General features: G+C 70.7%; 8 protein-coding genes. 3 read left to right on the plus strand and 5 right to left on the minus strand.

Annotation, left to right across the window (positions count from 1 at the left end):
- Window positions 1-21 precede the first annotated feature (21 nt).
- Window positions 22-687 carry an HAD family hydrolase gene (locus ACFZBP_RS14410; protein WP_383458783.1) on the plus strand — a complete coding sequence of 222 codons (666 nt, stop codon included), beginning with the start codon at window positions 22-24 and terminating at the stop codon, window positions 685-687.
- Window positions 688-702: 15 nt separating this feature from the next.
- On the opposite strand, the gene ACFZBP_RS14415 is transcribed toward ACFZBP_RS14410, so the two are convergent.
- Window positions 703-1,269 carry a DJ-1/PfpI family protein gene (locus ACFZBP_RS14415; protein WP_062721029.1) on the minus strand — a complete coding sequence of 189 codons (567 nt, stop codon included), beginning with the start codon at window positions 1,267-1,269 and terminating at the stop codon, window positions 703-705.
- Window positions 1,270-2,204: 935 nt separating this feature from the next.
- Here ACFZBP_RS14415 and ACFZBP_RS14420 point away from each other — a divergent pair.
- Window positions 2,205-7,142 carry an NAD-glutamate dehydrogenase domain-containing protein gene (locus ACFZBP_RS14420; RefSeq protein ID WP_391413131.1) on the plus strand — a complete coding sequence of 1,646 codons (4,938 nt, stop codon included), beginning with the start codon at window positions 2,205-2,207 and terminating at the stop codon, window positions 7,140-7,142.
- 126 nt (window positions 7,143-7,268) lie between these two features.
- The gene (locus tag ACFZBP_RS14425) at window positions 7,269-8,756 is read left to right on the plus strand and encodes a hypothetical protein (RefSeq protein WP_391414081.1); all 1,488 of its coding nucleotides are present in this window, start codon (window positions 7,269-7,271) and stop codon (window positions 8,754-8,756) included.
- 138 nt (window positions 8,757-8,894) lie between these two features.
- On the opposite strand, the gene ACFZBP_RS14430 is transcribed toward ACFZBP_RS14425, so the two are convergent.
- The 4 genes from ACFZBP_RS14430 to ACFZBP_RS14445 all read right to left on the minus strand — a co-directional run bounded on the left by ACFZBP_RS14430 (window position 8,895) and on the right by ACFZBP_RS14445 (window position 14,785).
- Entirely contained in the window at window positions 8,895-10,568 is a 1,674-nt protein-coding gene (locus tag ACFZBP_RS14430; protein WP_391413133.1) for a glycosyltransferase, read from the minus strand.
- Window positions 10,565-12,838, minus strand: a complete 2,274-nt coding sequence (locus tag ACFZBP_RS14435; protein ID WP_391413135.1) for a CDP-glycerol glycerophosphotransferase family protein — start codon at window positions 12,836-12,838, stop codon at window positions 10,565-10,567. Before ACFZBP_RS14435 ends, ACFZBP_RS14430 begins: the two co-directional genes overlap by 4 nt.
- A gap of 125 nt (window positions 12,839-12,963) precedes the next feature.
- The gene (locus ACFZBP_RS14440; RefSeq protein WP_391413137.1) at window positions 12,964-13,869 is read right to left on the minus strand and encodes an ATP-binding cassette domain-containing protein; all 906 of its coding nucleotides are present in this window, start codon (window positions 13,867-13,869) and stop codon (window positions 12,964-12,966) included.
- Window positions 13,862-14,785 carry an ABC transporter permease gene (locus tag ACFZBP_RS14445; RefSeq protein ID WP_383458800.1) on the minus strand — a complete coding sequence of 308 codons (924 nt, stop codon included), beginning with the start codon at window positions 14,783-14,785 and terminating at the stop codon, window positions 13,862-13,864. The genes ACFZBP_RS14440 and ACFZBP_RS14445 overlap by 8 nt, the downstream gene beginning before the upstream one ends.
- Window positions 14,786-14,969: the final 184 nt, after the last annotated feature.

The raw sequence follows: 14,969 nt of genomic DNA on the forward strand, positions 1-14,969 counted from the left end.
GTGGCGGGTACGGTTTTCGGCATGGGGAAGCAGGTAGGGGCACACATCGTCTGGGACTGGAACGGGACCCTGTTCCACGACAACGACGCGATCATCGGCGCGACGAACGCGGCGTTCGGTGAGCTGGGACTCGCCCCGATCACGATGGAGCAGTACCGGGCGCTGTACTGCGTGCCGGTGCCGAAGTTCTACGAGCGGTTGCTGGGGCGGCTGCCGACCGATGCCGAGTGGGAGGTCATGGACGAGACCTTCCACCGGTACTACACCCAGCACCGGGTGAGGTGCGGGCTCACCGAGGGTGTCTCGCAGCTGCTCGTGGAGTGGCGGTCCGGGGGGCGCAGTCAGTCGATCCTCAGCATGTACGGGCATGACGAACTCGTGCCGCTCGTGCGGGGGTTCGGGATCGAGGAGCACTTCATACGGGTCGACGGGCGGACCGGGCCGTCCGGGGGTAGCAAGGTCGAGCACATGGTGCGGCACATAGAGGCCCTCGTGACCGTGGACCCCGCGCGCACGGTGGTGATCGGGGACGCGGCCGACGACGCTGTGGCGGCGCTGCATGTGGGGGCGCGGGCCGTGCTCTACACCGGGGGGTCGCACAGCCGGGCGAGCCTCGAGGAGGTCGGGGTGCCGGTGGTGGACACGCTGGGGGAGGCGGTCGCGGAGGCGGAGCGGTTGGCTGCGTAGGCGGGGCGGCGCAGGTTACGTCACCGGTGCCTTCGCCCTCAGTACCGTCAGGAACTCGCGCATCCAGCTGGAGTGGTCCGGCCAGGCGCGGGAGGAGACCAGGGTGCCGTCGACCACCGCCTCGGAGTCCTGGAAGGTGGCGCCGGCTGCCTGCATGTCGAGTTCCAGGGCGGGGTACGCCGTGACACGGCGGCCGCGGAGGCTGTCGATCGCCGCGGTGAGCAGGGGGCCGTGGCAGATCTGGGCTACCGGCTTGTCGGAGTCGAAGAACGACTTGAGGATCTTGCGGAGTTCGGGGTCGTTGCGGAGGTACTCGGGGGCTCGTCCGCCGGGGATGACCACGGCGGCGTAGTCGCCGGGGTCGACCTCGGAGAAGGCGAGGTCGGCGGGCCAGGTGTAGCCGGGTTTCTCGGTGTAGGTGTCGAAGCCGGGTTCGAAGTCGTGGACGACGAACTGGAGCTGTTTGCGGGTGGGGGCGGCGATGTGGACGTCGTAGCCCTCTTCGCGGAGGCGCTGGTAGGGGTAGAGGACCTCCAGTGACTCTGCGGCGTCGCCGGTGACGATGAGGATTTTCGCTGTCATGTCGGGTGCGCTCCTCTTTTGGCCGTGATTGCGTTGCGACTCCGTCGGGGCTCAAGGGCAACGTGCCTCGGGGGCGGGGACTTGCCAAGGGGTGCGGCGGCTTGGGGGGCGCCGGGAGGCGGGTTTCCGTCGCCGGTGGTCGGTGGGTTCCCGGCGTGGCGGCTGAGACGGGATGGGTCGCGCGGCCCGCAGGCGGGGGTGGAGGGTGGGTGAGGTCGGGGGTTGCCCCAGCCGATGTCTGCCGCAGGCTGTCGGGTGTGCGGGGCGGGGTCGGCCGGGCCGTATGTCCCGCAGGCCGCGTGGGGCGGCTGCTCCAGTCGTGTGCGTCTCGGAGACTGCACGGTGCAGTGGTCGGAAGGTTCGGGCACCGTCGTTTTCGGACACGGCGTGCCTCCCGATGGCGTGCTTCTGCCTCGGTTTTTTGTTCGTGTCTTGGGGGCGGCCCACATCCCAGCCTCCCCCTCCGTGTCCCGCCCCGCCAGTTACGCCCTGCGCGCCCCGTTCGTCCCTGTGCAGAACGTCAAAGTTCTACCCCCGGTTTTGTACACATACGGCTCATGACGGGCCCCCTGTAAGGAGCGATAGCCTTAGTGGCGTGATCAGCGCGATAGCTCGCGGGGGCAGTGTTGCCCCTGCCCTGCGCCCGGGCAGCACGGACTACATCCGTGGCCGGGCGGCGGTCGCTGGTCTTCGCGGGCGGGAGGGGGGCGTAAGGGCCCCCGGGACGTCATTCGCACCCCGGGCCCGGACATCGCAGAGAGCGGCGTCACACCCCGTGGGCAGCTCAAGATTGGCTCATATATCCCCGCTCATCTCACCTCGCGGCATAGCGTCGAAGCAGACCGGACACCCCGCGTCACGGCGTTACACCGGAGGGGAAGAGACCGTACTTCCTTCTACGTCACGCAACGGCGCGCGACAGGAGCCAGAGGACAATGCAGACCAAGCTGGACGAAGCCAAGGCCGAGCTGCTCGAGAGGGCCGCCCGGGTAGCTGAGAACAGCCCGGTCGGGGGGTACCTACCGACTGGGACGACGGACGAGAGCAGCCCCGGCACCCCGGACCACGACACCGTGCTCTCGTTCCTCCAGCGCTACTACCTGCACACCGCCCCGGAGGACCTGACCGACCGCGACCCGGTCGACGTCTTCGGAGCCGCCTTCTCGCACTACCGGCTGGCCGAGAACCGCCCCCAGGGCACGGCCAACGTGCGGGTGCACACGCCCACCGTGGAGGAGAACGGCTGGACCTGCAGCCACTCCGTCGTCGAAGTCGTCACCGACGACATGCCCTTCCTGGTCGACTCCGTCACCAACGAGCTGACCCGGCAGGGACGCGGCATCCATGTGGTGATCCACCCCCAGGTCGTCGTCCGCCGTGACGTCACCGGCCAGCTCATCGAGGTGCTCACCGCACCGCCCGCGGGTGAGCAGCCGCACGACACGCACACCGAGTCCTGGATCCACGTCGAGTTCGACCGGGAGACCGACCGCGGCGACCTGAAGCAGATCACCGCCGACCTGCTGCGCGTCCTGTCCGACGTCCGTGAGGCCGTCGAGGACTGGAGCAAGATGCGGGATCTGGCCCTGCGCATGGCCGACGAGCTGGTCCAGGAACCCCATTCCGACCTGCGGGAGCAGGAGTTCGAGGAGGCCCGCGAGCTGCTGCGCTGGCTGGCCGACGACCACTTCACCTTCCTCGGCTACCGCGAGTACGAGCTGCGCGAGGACGACTCGCTGGCCGCCGTGCCGGGCACGGGGCTCGGCATCCTGCGCGCCGACCCGCACCACGCCGAGGGCGACAGCCACCCCGTCAGCCCGTCCTTCGAGCGGCTGCCCGCCGACGCCCGCGCCAAGGCCCGCGAGCACAAGCTGCTCGTCCTCACCAAGGCCAACAGCCGGGCGACCGTGCATCGGCCCTCGTACCTCGACTACGTCGGCGTGAAGAAGTTCGACGAGAACGGCGAGGTCGTCGGCGAGCGCCGCTACCTGGGTCTGTTCTCCTCGGCCGCCTACACCGAGTCCGTCCGCCGGGTGCCCGTCATCCGGCGCAAGGTGGACGAGGTGCTGGAGGCCGCCGGGTTCTCGCCCAACAGCCACGACGGCCGAGACCTGCTCCAGATCCTGGAGACCTACCCGCGCGACGAGCTCTTCCAGACCCCGGTCCCCGAGCTCCAGCACATCGCCACCTCCGTCCTCTACCTGCAGGAACGCCGTCGGCTGCGGCTCTACCTGCGGCAGGACGAGTACGGCCGCTACTACTCGGCGCTCGTCTACCTCCCGCGCGACCGCTACACCACCGGCGTCCGGCTGCGGATCATCGACATCCTGAAGGAGGAGCTCGACGGCATCAGCGTCGACTTCACCGCCTGGAACACCGAGTCGATCCTCTCCCGGCTGCACTTCGTCGTCCGGGTCCCGCAGGGCACCGAGCTGCCGCAGCTCAGCGACCAGGACAAGGAGCGCATCGAGGCGCGGCTCGTCGAGGCCGCCCGCTCCTGGGCCGACGGCTTCGCCGACGCGCTGAACGCCGAACTCGGCGAGGAGCGCGCCGCCGAGCTGCTGCGCCGCTACTCGGGCGCCTTCCCCGAGGGCTACAAGGCCGACCACACCCCGCGCTCCGCGGTCTCCGACCTCGTCCACATCGAACAGCTCACCGAGGAGAACAACTTCTCGCTGAGCCTGTACGAGCCGGTCGGCGCCTCCCCCGAGGAGCGCCGGTTCAAGATCTACCGCAAGGGCGCGGCCGTCTCGCTGTCCGCGGTCCTGCCGGTCCTCAGCCGGCTCGGCGTCGAGGTCGTGGACGAACGGCCGTACGAGCTGCGCTGCTCCGACCGCAGTGTCGCCTGGATCTACGACTTCGGTCTGCGCATGCCCAGGACGGCGGGCGGCGCCGGGGACTACCTCGGTGACGACGCGCGCGAGCGGTTCTCCGAGGCCTTCGCCGCGACCTGGACCGGCAAGGCGGAGAACGACGGCTTCAACGCCCTCGTGCTGAGCGCCGGGCTGACCTGGCGGCAGGCGATGGTGCTGCGGGCGTACGCGAAGTACCTGCGCCAGGCTGGCTCCACCTTCTCGCAGGACTACATGGAGGACACCCTCCGCAACAACGTCCACACCACCCGCCTCCTCGTCTCCCTGTTCGAGGCGCGGATGTCGCCGGACCGCCAGTCCGCGGGCCGGGAGATCGTGGACGCGCTGCTCGAGGAGGTCGACGCGGCGCTCGACCAGGTCGCGAGCCTCGACGAGGACCGGATCCTGCGGTCCTTCCTCACCGTCATCAAGGCGACGCTGCGCACGAACTTCTTCCAGGAGGCGGCGGGCGGCAAGCTGCACGACTACGTCTCCATGAAGTTCGACCCGCAGGCCATCCCCGACCTGCCCGCGCCGCGCCCGGCGTTCGAGATCTGGGTCTACTCGCCGCGCGTCGAGGGCGTCCACCTGCGCTTCGGCAAGGTCGCGCGAGGGGGCTTGCGCTGGTCCGACCGGCGTGAGGACTTCCGCACCGAGATCCTCGGCCTGGTCAAGGCGCAGATGGTGAAGAACACCGTCATCGTGCCGGTCGGCGCCAAGGGCGGCTTCGTCGCCAAGCAGCTGCCGGACCCGAGCGTGGACCGGGACGCGTGGCTCGCCGAGGGCGTGGCGTCGTACAAGACCTTCATCTCGGCGCTGCTCGACATCACCGACAACATGGTCGCCGGCGAGGTCGTGCCGCCGCAGGACGTCGTCCGGCACGACGAGGACGACACCTACCTCGTCGTCGCCGCCGACAAGGGCACCGCGACCTTCTCCGACATCGCCAACGGGGTCGCCGAGCAGTACAACTTCTGGCTCGGCGACGCCTTCGCCTCCGGCGGCTCGGCCGGCTACGACCACAAGGGCATGGGCATCACCGCCCGCGGCGCCTGGGAGTCCGTCAAGCGGCACTTCCGCGAGCTGGGCGTGGACACGCAGAGCGAGGACTTCACGGTCGTCGGCATCGGCGACATGTCCGGTGACGTGTTCGGCAACGGCATGCTGCTCAGCGAGCACATCCGCCTGGTCGCCGCCTTCGACCACCGGCACATCTTCATCGACCCGAAGCCCGACGCGGCCACCTCCTACGCCGAGCGCCGCCGCCTCTTCGAGCTTCCCCGCTCCAGCTGGGAGGAGTACGACACCGACCTCATCTCGCCCGGTGGCGGTGTCTTCCCGCGCAGCGCCAAGGCGATCCCGGTCAATGCGCACATCCGCGAGGCCCTCGGCATCGAGGGCAAGGTCTCCAAGATGACGCCGGCCGAGCTGATGAAGGCGATCCTCAAGGCGCCGGTGGACCTGCTGTGGAACGGCGGCATCGGTACGTACGTCAAGGCGTCCACCGAGACCCACGCGGACGTCGGCGACAAGGCCAACGACGCCATCCGCGTCGACGGCGCCGACCTGCGCGTCCGGGTCGTCGGCGAGGGCGGCAACCTCGGTCTGACCCAGCTCGGCCGGATCGAGTTCGCGCTGCAGGGCGGCCGGATCAACACCGACGCCATCGACAACAGCGCGGGCGTGGACACCTCCGACCACGAGGTGAACATCAAGATCCTGCTGGGCGCCCTGGTCTCCGAGGGCGACATGACGGTCAAGCAGCGCAACAAGCTGCTCGCCGAGATGACCGACGAGGTCGGCCGTCTGGTGCTGCGCAACAACTACGCGCAGAACACGGCCATCGCCAACGCCCTGGCCCAGTCCAAGGACATGCTCCACGCCCAGCAGCGCTTCATGAAGCACCTGGTCCGGGAGGGGCACCTGGACCGTGCGCTGGAGTTCCTGCCCACCGACCGCCAGATCCGCGAGCGCCTCGGCTCCGGCCACGGCCTGACCGGCCCGGAGACGGCCGTCCTGCTGGCGTACACGAAGATCACGGTCGCCGACGAGCTGCTGCACACCTCGCTGCCCGACGACCCGTACCTGAGCACCCTGCTGCACGCGTACTTCCCGACGGCGCTGCGCGAGCAGTTCCCGGAGTACCTGGTCAGCCACCCGCTGCGCCGTGAGATCACCACGACCGTGCTGGTCAACGACACGGTCAACACGGGCGGTACGACGTATCTGCACCGGCTGCGCGAGGAGACCGGTGCCTCGCTGGAGGAGATCGTCCGGGCGCAGACCGTGGCCCGCGCGATCTTCCGCTCGGCGGTCGTGTGGGACGCGGTCGAGGCGCTCGACAACAAGGTCGACGCCGTCGTCCAGACCCGGATCCGGCTGCACTCGCGCCGCCTCGTGGAGCGCGGCACGCGCTGGCTGCTCAACAACCGGCCGCAGCCGCTGGAACTCGCCGACACGGTCGACTTCTTCGCCGACCGTGTCGAGCAGGTCTGGTCCGAGCTGCCGAAGCTGCTCAAGGGCGCGGACCTGGAGTGGTACCAGCAGATCTACGACGAGCTGACCGGCGCCGGTGTCCCGGCCGAACTGGCCACCCGCGTGGCCGGCTTCTCCTCGGCCTTCCCGACGCTGGACATCGTCTCGGTGGCCGACCGCATGGGCAAGGACCCGATGGACGTCGCCGAGGTCTACTACGACCTCGCCGACCGGCTGCGGATCACCCAGCTCATGGACCGCATCATCGAGCTGCCCCGCGCGGACCGCTGGCAGTCCATGGCCCGCGCCTCCATCCGCGAGGACCTCTACGCCGCCCACGCGGCCCTGACCTCGGACGTCCTGGCGGCCGGCAACGGCACCGCGACGCCCGAGCAGCGGTTCAAGGCGTGGGAGCAGAAGAACGCGGCGATCCTGGGGCGGGCGCGGACGACGCTGGAGGAGATCCAGAGTTCGGAGGCGTTCGACCTGGCCAACCTGTCGGTGGCCATGCGGACCATGCGGACGCTGCTGCGGTCGCACACGTAGGCAGTACGGCCTTACGGCCGCAAGGCCTTTCCGGCCGTACGGGTGTCACAGCGCCCCGGACTCTCGCAGTCCGGGGCGCTCGTACATTTCGGGCAAAACGGGAATTACAGTGCTCGCGTGAGCACGATGCGGGACGCGCTGCGGAGGACGACGGTCGTTCCGCAGGTCGCTGCCGCGCTGGTCGTTCTGCTGCTCCTGCTGGTGATCGTCCGGCTGCCCTGGGCCGGAGACCTCGGGATGCACGCGGCGACCGTCGCACGTCTGCGGCACGACCTGGTCGACCCCGGCAACCCGCTGGTCGACGCGGACACGCCGAGCCCGTACTACTCGCCCTGGATGCTGGTGCTCGGGTGCGTCGCACGGGTGGCGGGGTTCTCGGTCTTCGTCGTGCTGCGGATCGGGGCGGTGGTGGGGCTCGGGCTGCTCGTCAGCGGGGTGTGGCGGTACGTGCGGACGCTCAGCGCGCATCGGGCCGCGCCGGCGCTGGCCGTGCTGTGCCTGGTGTTCCTGTGGGGGACTTCGCTGTTCGCGTGGAGCGGGTTTCTCGGGCTGAACTCGCTGGCGTTGACCGTGTCGTACCCGAGTGTGTTCGCGTTGGGGCTGGCCTTTCACTTCTGGGCCTGGCTGGCGGGGGCGGTGCGGGGCGGCGTGGCCGGGTGGGGGGTGTGGGTCGGGCTCGGGATGCTGTGGGCGGTGATTCTGCTGTGCCATCAGTTCTCGGGGGTGGTGGCGACGTTGGGGGCGTTGGCCACGGTGGTCGCCGCGCGGGCTGGGCGGGCAGGGCGGGCGGAGCGGGCTGGGCGAGGGGTGTGGCTGCGGCTGGCCGGGGGCGTGTTGGTGGGGGTCGGGGTGTTGTGGGGGTGGCCGTACTACGACTTCTTCGCGTTGGTCGGGGCCGGCGGGGAGCTGGAGGCGGTGCATCGGGGGCTGTACCAGGGGCTGGTGGGGCGGTACTGGCTGGTGTCGGTGGGGGTGGTGGCGCTCGGGGTGCGGTGGTGGCGGGACCGGTGGGATCCGCTGGTGCTGTTCTTCGTGCTGGGGGTGGGGGTCGTGGTGCTGGGCGGGGTGAGTGGGCACTACTCGTGGGGGCGGGCGTTGCCCGCGGTGGTGATTCCCGCGCAGGTCGCTGCCGCGGTGGGGGTGGTCGAGGTGCGGGGGTGGTGGCGGGGGGTGTCGGTGGGGGTGCTGGGTGGGGCGCTGGTTCTGGGGGCGTGGGCGCAGGTCGGGACGGTGGGGTACGTCGTTCCGCGGGGGGTGTTGCCGGGGGTGGTGGCGGGGAAGTACCGGGCGCCTTGGGTGGGGTATCACTGGGTCACGCCATGGGTGAGGTACGGGGATGTGGTCATGGCGCGGAGGGGGGTGGCACGGCAGATTCCGGCGTATGGGGCTTACACCGTGGCGCCTGGGTATCCCGACTTTTTCCTGCCGGACGAGGGGCGGCGGGTGGCGGATGTGCGGAGGTATTTCGCGGTGGGGACGGGGGAGGAGGTGCGGCGGGGGATTGTGCGGGCTTACGGGGTGCGGTGGGTTGTGGATCGGGGGGAGGCCGGGAGTGGGTTGCGGGTGGTGGCTCGGGGGCCGGGTGGGGAGGTGCTGTACGAGGTGGTGCGGTGAGTTTTCGCGCCCCCGCCGCCCCTACCCGTCCCATCCCTTGGAGGGGCGCTGCCCCTTCGACCCCGCTGGGGCCGCCGCCCCAGACCCCGCCATCGGCCCTTCGGGCCTCGTCCTCCAACGCCGGACGGGCTGAAAGGGTCAGCGCAGCGCGCTTCTCAGCAAGCGGGCCGCTCGTCTTGCCTTCGGGCGGGCCACTCGGCGTACCACCGGGCGGATCAGCCTTGCCGTGATGCCTACTGGCTGCCAGCGGATCTGCAGGCGGCCGGGGCCTCTGCCCTCCGGTTCGATGGTCACCCGGTGGGGGGCTGTACTGGTGTGGTAGTTGATGCGGGTCGTGAGGGGTGGGAAGGAGAGGGGGGCGAGGAGGACTGCGGTGTGGTGTTGGCCCTGGTGTTCGATGCGGAGCAGCGGGTGGCGGACGCCGGCGAAGCCGTGGTGGGGGACGGGGGCCGTGGCGAGGTCGAGGTGGACGTGGCCCTCGTAGACGCCGGGGCGGACCGGGGTGAGGCGGAAGGGGGCCTTGAGGCGCTGTCGGCCGGGGGTGAGGAGGAGGGCGGCGCGGTGGGGGCCCACCGGGAGGCGTAGGCCGGGGTCGTAGGTGCGGATGGTGAGGTCGATCGAGGCGCCGGGGCCGCGGGTGAGCTCGGTGATCTCGTGGCGGAACTGGGCGCTGCGGAAGGGGCGGGTGTCCAGCTCCAGGTCGGAGACGTCGAGTTCGCGGCGGGCCCAGGTGGCGGTGGGCAGGGTCGTGCCCCAGTACAGGTGGCCGTCCGCGTCCGGTGTCACGTGCCGGGGTGCCACCGCGCGGCCCAGGCCGCGGGCCGCGGACCGGGCCTCGTGGAAGCGGCGTTCGCGGATCAGTTGCAGGACCACGCGTTCCGTGCGGGGCAGGCGGGCGTAGGCGGCGGGGGAGAGGGTCTCCAGGTAGGGCGTGGTGATGTCCGTGAAGGACGACAGCCACTCCTCGTCGCGGTAGGGAAGGTCCCCGGCGTATATCCGGAAGTCGTGCTTGAGGAACTTGTAGTCCTTCTCCTCCCGCAGCCCGGCGTGGCCGCTCTCGACGAGGAAGTCGTCGATGAGGCGTTGGACGTGGACGCGGTCGCGGACGTTGTCCAGTTTGTGGCGCTGGTTGGAGATCGAGGCCACTTCCGTGGCCGCGTACGGCGCGATGTACCAGCGGTACACCGGCTCCGGGATGATCGTGAACTCCTTGGCCAGACAGTACGCCTGCGTCGAGAACAGCTGGTCCTCGTAGTGGATGCCCTCCGGGAACCGGAGGTCGTAGCGGTCCAGGAAGGCGCGGGCGTACATCTTGCTCGTCGACAGGTGCTCGAAGAGCAGGCGGGGTTCGGACTCGATACCGATCACCGTGCGGCGCTCGGCGACCAGGTGCGGCATCCACTTCGTACGGCGGCCGCTGTCCTCCCGGACCCGCACGACCGCCCCCATCGCGAAGTCGATCTCCCGCTCACGGTGAGCCGACAGCAGCAACTCGACCGCGTTGTCCGTGAGTTCGTCGTCGCTGTCCAGGAACATCGCGTACGGCGCCCCGGCGATCTCCAGGGCGCGGTTGCGCGGGGCGCTGCAACCGCCGCTGTTCCGCGGCAGGCGGAGGTGGCGGATGCGCGGGTCCTGGGCCGCCAGCTGCGCGGCGACCCGCGGGGTCTCGTCCGTGGAGTGGTCGTCGCTGATGATGATCTCGATGTTGGCGTGGGTCTGGCGGCGCACCGACTCCACGGCCCGGGGGAGGCGTGCGGCGTCGTTGTAGACGATGACCGTCACGGTGACGTCCGGGAGCGCGTCGGGGGTCATGCGGCCTCCTCCGGGGTCGGTGCCGGGGTGCGTTCCTCCAGCGGGGTGACCGGCGGCAGGGCGTCCTCGCGCTCGTCCAGGAACACCCGCCGTACGACCCGTTCGGCGGCGTGGCCGTCGTCGTACTCGCAGAAACGGCGGCGGAAGGCGGCCCGCGCCTTCGTCGCGCCCTCGTCGCGCCAGGCCGTGGTGGTGAGGATCTCGGTGAGCTCGGGCTGGGTGCGGGCGACCTGGCCGGGCGGCTCGGCCGTCAGGTCGAAGTAGACGCCTCGGGTGGAGCGGTAGGTCTCCCAGTCGTCGGCGTACACGACGATCGGGCGGTCGAGGTTGGCGTAGTCGAACATGATGGACGAGTAGTCCGTGACCAGCGCGTCCGCGGCCAGGCACAGGTCCTCGACGGGGTCGTAGGCGGAGACGTCGATGACCCGGCCGGTGCGGCGCAGGGCGGTCAGCGGGGACGGGGTGCCGTCGTAGAAGTAGTGGCCGCGGACCAGCAGGACCGTGTCCTCGCCGAGCTGGTCGGCGAGGGTGGCGAGGTCCAGGCGCGGGGTCCAGCCGGCCTCGTAGTCGCGGTGGGTGGGGGCGTAGAGGATCGCGCGGTGGGCCGGGGGGATGCCGAGGCGCGCGCGGATCGTCCGGATGTCGGCCGCGGTGGCCGTGTAGTAGACGTCGTTGCGCGGATAGCCGTAATCCAGGGAGACGAAGCGGGAGGGGTACGCGCGCTCCCACATCCGCGTGGAGTGGCTGTTCGCCGAGACGCTGAAGTCCCACTTGTCGATACGGGCGAGCAACGCCTCGAAGTCCAGCCCCTTCGCCGCCGCCGGGAACTCCATCTGGTCCACGCCCATGCGCTTGAGCGGGGTGCCGTGGTGGGTCTGGACGTGGACGGCGTCAGGGCGCTTCACGATCGCGTTGGGGAAGTTGACGTTGTTGACCAGATACCTGGCCGTGGCCAGCACCTCGCGGTAGCGGCGGGTGCCGGGGAGCACGTGGTCGGTGTGGGGCGGCAGCAGGGCGGCGTTCTCGGGGGTCACCACCCACACCGGGTGGATCTGGGGGGCGAGTTCGGTGAGCTTGGCGGCGATGGCCGCCGGGTTGCAGGTGACTCCGCGGTTCCAGTACGCCGAGAAGACGGCGATCCCGGGGTCGACCGGGCGGGACAGGGCCGCGCGATAGTGGCGGTCGCCGAGGGCGGCGGCCACCTGGCGCCTACGGGTCCGTACGGCCGACTTCGCGGTGCGGCGGGCGCGGTTGGCGGCCTGGAAGGCGCGGTACCTGGTGTACGCGTTCTCCTCGAGGAGGGCTCGGCGGATGCCCTCCGGGCCGGCGGGGCGGCGGTACCCGGGCGGGCGCAGACGGACGGCGGCGTCGGCGGCGCGGCGGAAGAACTCCCTGGCCACGGGGCCCGGCATGGGCGTACGGGCGAAGGTGCGCAGGCAGTCGCGGACCATGACGTCGTAGAGGACGGCGTGGGTGACGCGGCTGCCGGGGCCGGCCGGGCCCGCGGGGCCTGCGGTGCCGGGACCGGCGGGCGAGGGTGTGAGCGTCTGGGCGACGGCCGGTGCCAGTGCCAGGGCCAGGAGCTTCTCGTAGCGGTCGACCAGGGCGTAATGCTTCTCGGGCGTGACCGGCGGCAGGCTCTCGGGGCGCAGCTCGTGGTGTTCGTACGCCACTTGGTTCAGGGCGGCGACGTGGTCGGCGAGGAGGAGCGCGGCGTAGGCGGCGTACGGCTCGTCCGGGGTGGTGAGCCGGGGTTCGTGCGCCTGCCAGAAGGAGGTGCGCAGCGCGCGGTTGCCCAGCAGGGGGGTGATGCGCAGGGCGCTGCGGGCGAGGTCGTCGATGCGGTGGGCGGCACGGCCCGCGCGGGCCAGCCGGGGGCCGTCCGTGGCGGGGAGGCCGGAGGTCTCCCAGGTGGAGCGGACGTGGTCGAAGAGGAGAACGTCCACCTCGTCCGGCAGTTCCGCGGCCCGCTCGGCGACCAGGCGCGGGCCGCCGACGGGGAGCCCGTCCTTCGCGTGCACGAAGTGCAGCCAGCGGCCGGTCGCCCGGGCCGCCCCCGCCGAACGGGCCGTGGCGTCGTCCGTCCCGTCCGGCAGGGGCAGCACCAGCATCTCGGGGGCGTGGGCCCGTGCCGTCTCCTCGGCCCAGGGGCCGACCGCGGCCACGATCACCTCGACGTCGGGGTGGGGGTGGGCGGCCAGCGAGGCGAGGAGTCCGGTCAGCCGGTCCTGGGTGTTCGGTCCGTGGACGATGACGCTGAGCTCGGGCATCGCGGGGACTCCTTCACCTTCTCCATCGCGCCGGGCGCACCCTGTCGGCGGTCGACCCGACCAAGGACATAGTGACACTAATGGGGTGAAAGGGTGACTCGCGGTTGCGCCTTACGGGCGAGGCGTCAGGACGGAAGAGGGGCGGGCGCCGACTTCGGCTGGGACGGGGCCTGGGCCCGGGGCTGGGACGGGGCCTGGGGCTTCGGGCTCGGCTTGGCCGCCGGCTTGTCGCTCTTGTCGCCGGTGAAGGCCTCGTACTCCTTCAGGACCTCGTTCGTCGGCCCGTCCATGCGCAGCTCGCCGCGCTCCAGCCACAGGACGCGGTCGCAGGTGTCGCGGATCGACTTGTTGTTGTGGCTGACCAGGAACACCGTGCCCGCGTGCTTGCGCAGCTCGCGGATCCGGGCCTCGGAGCGCTTCTGGAACGAACGGTCGCCCGTCGCCAGCGCCTCGTCGATGAGCAGCACGTCGTGGTCCTTGGCCGCGGCGATGGAGAAGCGCAGGCGGGCCGCCATGCCGGAGGAGTAGGTGCGCATGGGGAGGGTGATGAAGTCGCCCTTCTCGTTGATGCCGGAGAAGTCGACGATCTCCTGGTAGCGCTCCTTGACCTGCTCGCGGGACATGCCCATCGCGAGGCCGCCGAGGTGGACGTTGCGCTCGCCGGTGAGGTCGTTCATCAGGGCCGCGTTCACGCCGAGGAGGGAGGGCTGGCCGTCGGTGTAGATACGGCCGTTCTCGACCGGGAGCAGGCCCGCGACCGCCTTGAGCAGGGTGGACTTGCCCGAGCCGTTGGTGCCGATCAGGCCGATGGCCTCGCCCTTGTACGCGACGAAGGAGACCTTCTTGACGGCGTGCACCTTGCGGACACCGGCCGCCTTCTCGGCCTGCTTGCGGCGCAGGATGCGGTTGAGGGCGGCGGTGGCGGAACCGCGGCCGGCGCCGGTGCCGTTGACGCGGTAGACGATGTCGACGCCGTCGGCGATGACGGTGGGGATGCGGGCGGGGATGTTCTCGCTGGTGTTGTCAGCCACGGCCGTACGTCTCCTCAGCCTTCCAGAAGTAGATGAAGCCGCCGACCCCGGCGAGCAGGGCCCAGCCCGTCGCGATGGCCCACACGTGCGGCGGGAGCTGGTCGCCGTGGAAGCTGTCGATGAGCGCGAAGCGCATCAGGTCGATGTAGACGGCGGCCGGGTTGGCCTGGAGCGCCGACGTCACCCAGGACGGCGTGTCCGTGTGCTTGGCCATCATGTGGCTGATGCTGAACATCACGCCCGACGCGTACATCCACGTACGCAGCAAGAACGGCATCAGCTGGGCGATGTCCGGCGTCTTCGCGCCCATCCGGGCCACGATCATCGCGACGCCGGCGTTGAAGACGGACTGCAGTACCAGCGCCGGGATCGTCAGCGCCCAGGAGGCGGTGACCGGCATGCCGAGGCAGAGCAGGATCACGACCAGGGCCGCCATCGAGAACAGCAGCTGCTGGAGCTGCTGCAGGGCGAAGGAGATCGGCAGCGCGGCCCGCGGGAAGTGCAGGGCGCGGACGAGGCCGAGGTTGCCGGAGATCGCGCGCGTGCCCGCCATGATCGAGCTCTGCGTGAACGTCCAGACGAACACGCCCGTCACCAGGAACGGGATGTAGTCCGGCACGCCCCGGCTGGTGCCCATCAGCTTGCCGAAGATGAAGTAGTACACCGCCGCGTTCAGCAACGGCGTCAGCACCTGCCAGACCTGGCCGAGCTTCGCCTGGCTGTACTGGGCCGTGAGCTTCGCCGTGGAGAACGCCCCGATGAAATGCCGGCGCGCCCACAGCTCGCGGACGTACCCGGGCAGGGAGGGGCGGGCACCGCTGACCGCGAGTCCGTGCCGGGCGGCGAGGGCCGCGAGGTCGGTCTCGGGGGGTGGGGCCGGGGCCGGGGTGGGCGGTGTGTGGAGGGCCTGGCTCACATCCGCTGCTTTCGTTCGGGGTTGGGGGGGGTGGGATGAGGTGGGGGTGAGGGGTCGGGAGGTCGGGGGCGGGGATCCGGGTCCGGGGTGGGGGGGGGGGGGGGGGCGGGCGGCGGCCCCCCCCCCCCCCCCCCCCCCCCCCCCGCACCCCCAAAGAATGACTTTAAACTGATTAAAATAACTG

Origin of the sequence: Streptomyces sp. NPDC008086 (assembly GCF_042957325.1) — a bacterium.
GTDB lineage: Bacteria > Actinomycetota > Actinomycetes > Streptomycetales > Streptomycetaceae > Streptomyces.

Coding starts and splice junctions, on each gene's coding strand:
- ACFZBP_RS14410 (WP_383458783.1), top strand. CDS start 22: ATGGGGAAGCAGGTAGGGGCACACATCGTCTGGGACTGGAACGGGACC.
- ACFZBP_RS14415 (WP_062721029.1), bottom strand. CDS start 1,269: ATGACAGCGAAAATCCTCATCGTCACCGGCGACGCCGCAGAGTCACTG.
- ACFZBP_RS14420 (WP_391413131.1), top strand. CDS start 2,205: ATGCAGACCAAGCTGGACGAAGCCAAGGCCGAGCTGCTCGAGAGGGCC.
- ACFZBP_RS14425 (WP_391414081.1), top strand. CDS start 7,269: ATGCGGGACGCGCTGCGGAGGACGACGGTCGTTCCGCAGGTCGCTGCC.
- ACFZBP_RS14430 (WP_391413133.1), bottom strand. CDS start 10,568: ATGACCCCCGACGCGCTCCCGGACGTCACCGTGACGGTCATCGTCTAC.
- ACFZBP_RS14435 (WP_391413135.1), bottom strand. CDS start 12,838: ATGCCCGAGCTCAGCGTCATCGTCCACGGACCGAACACCCAGGACCGG.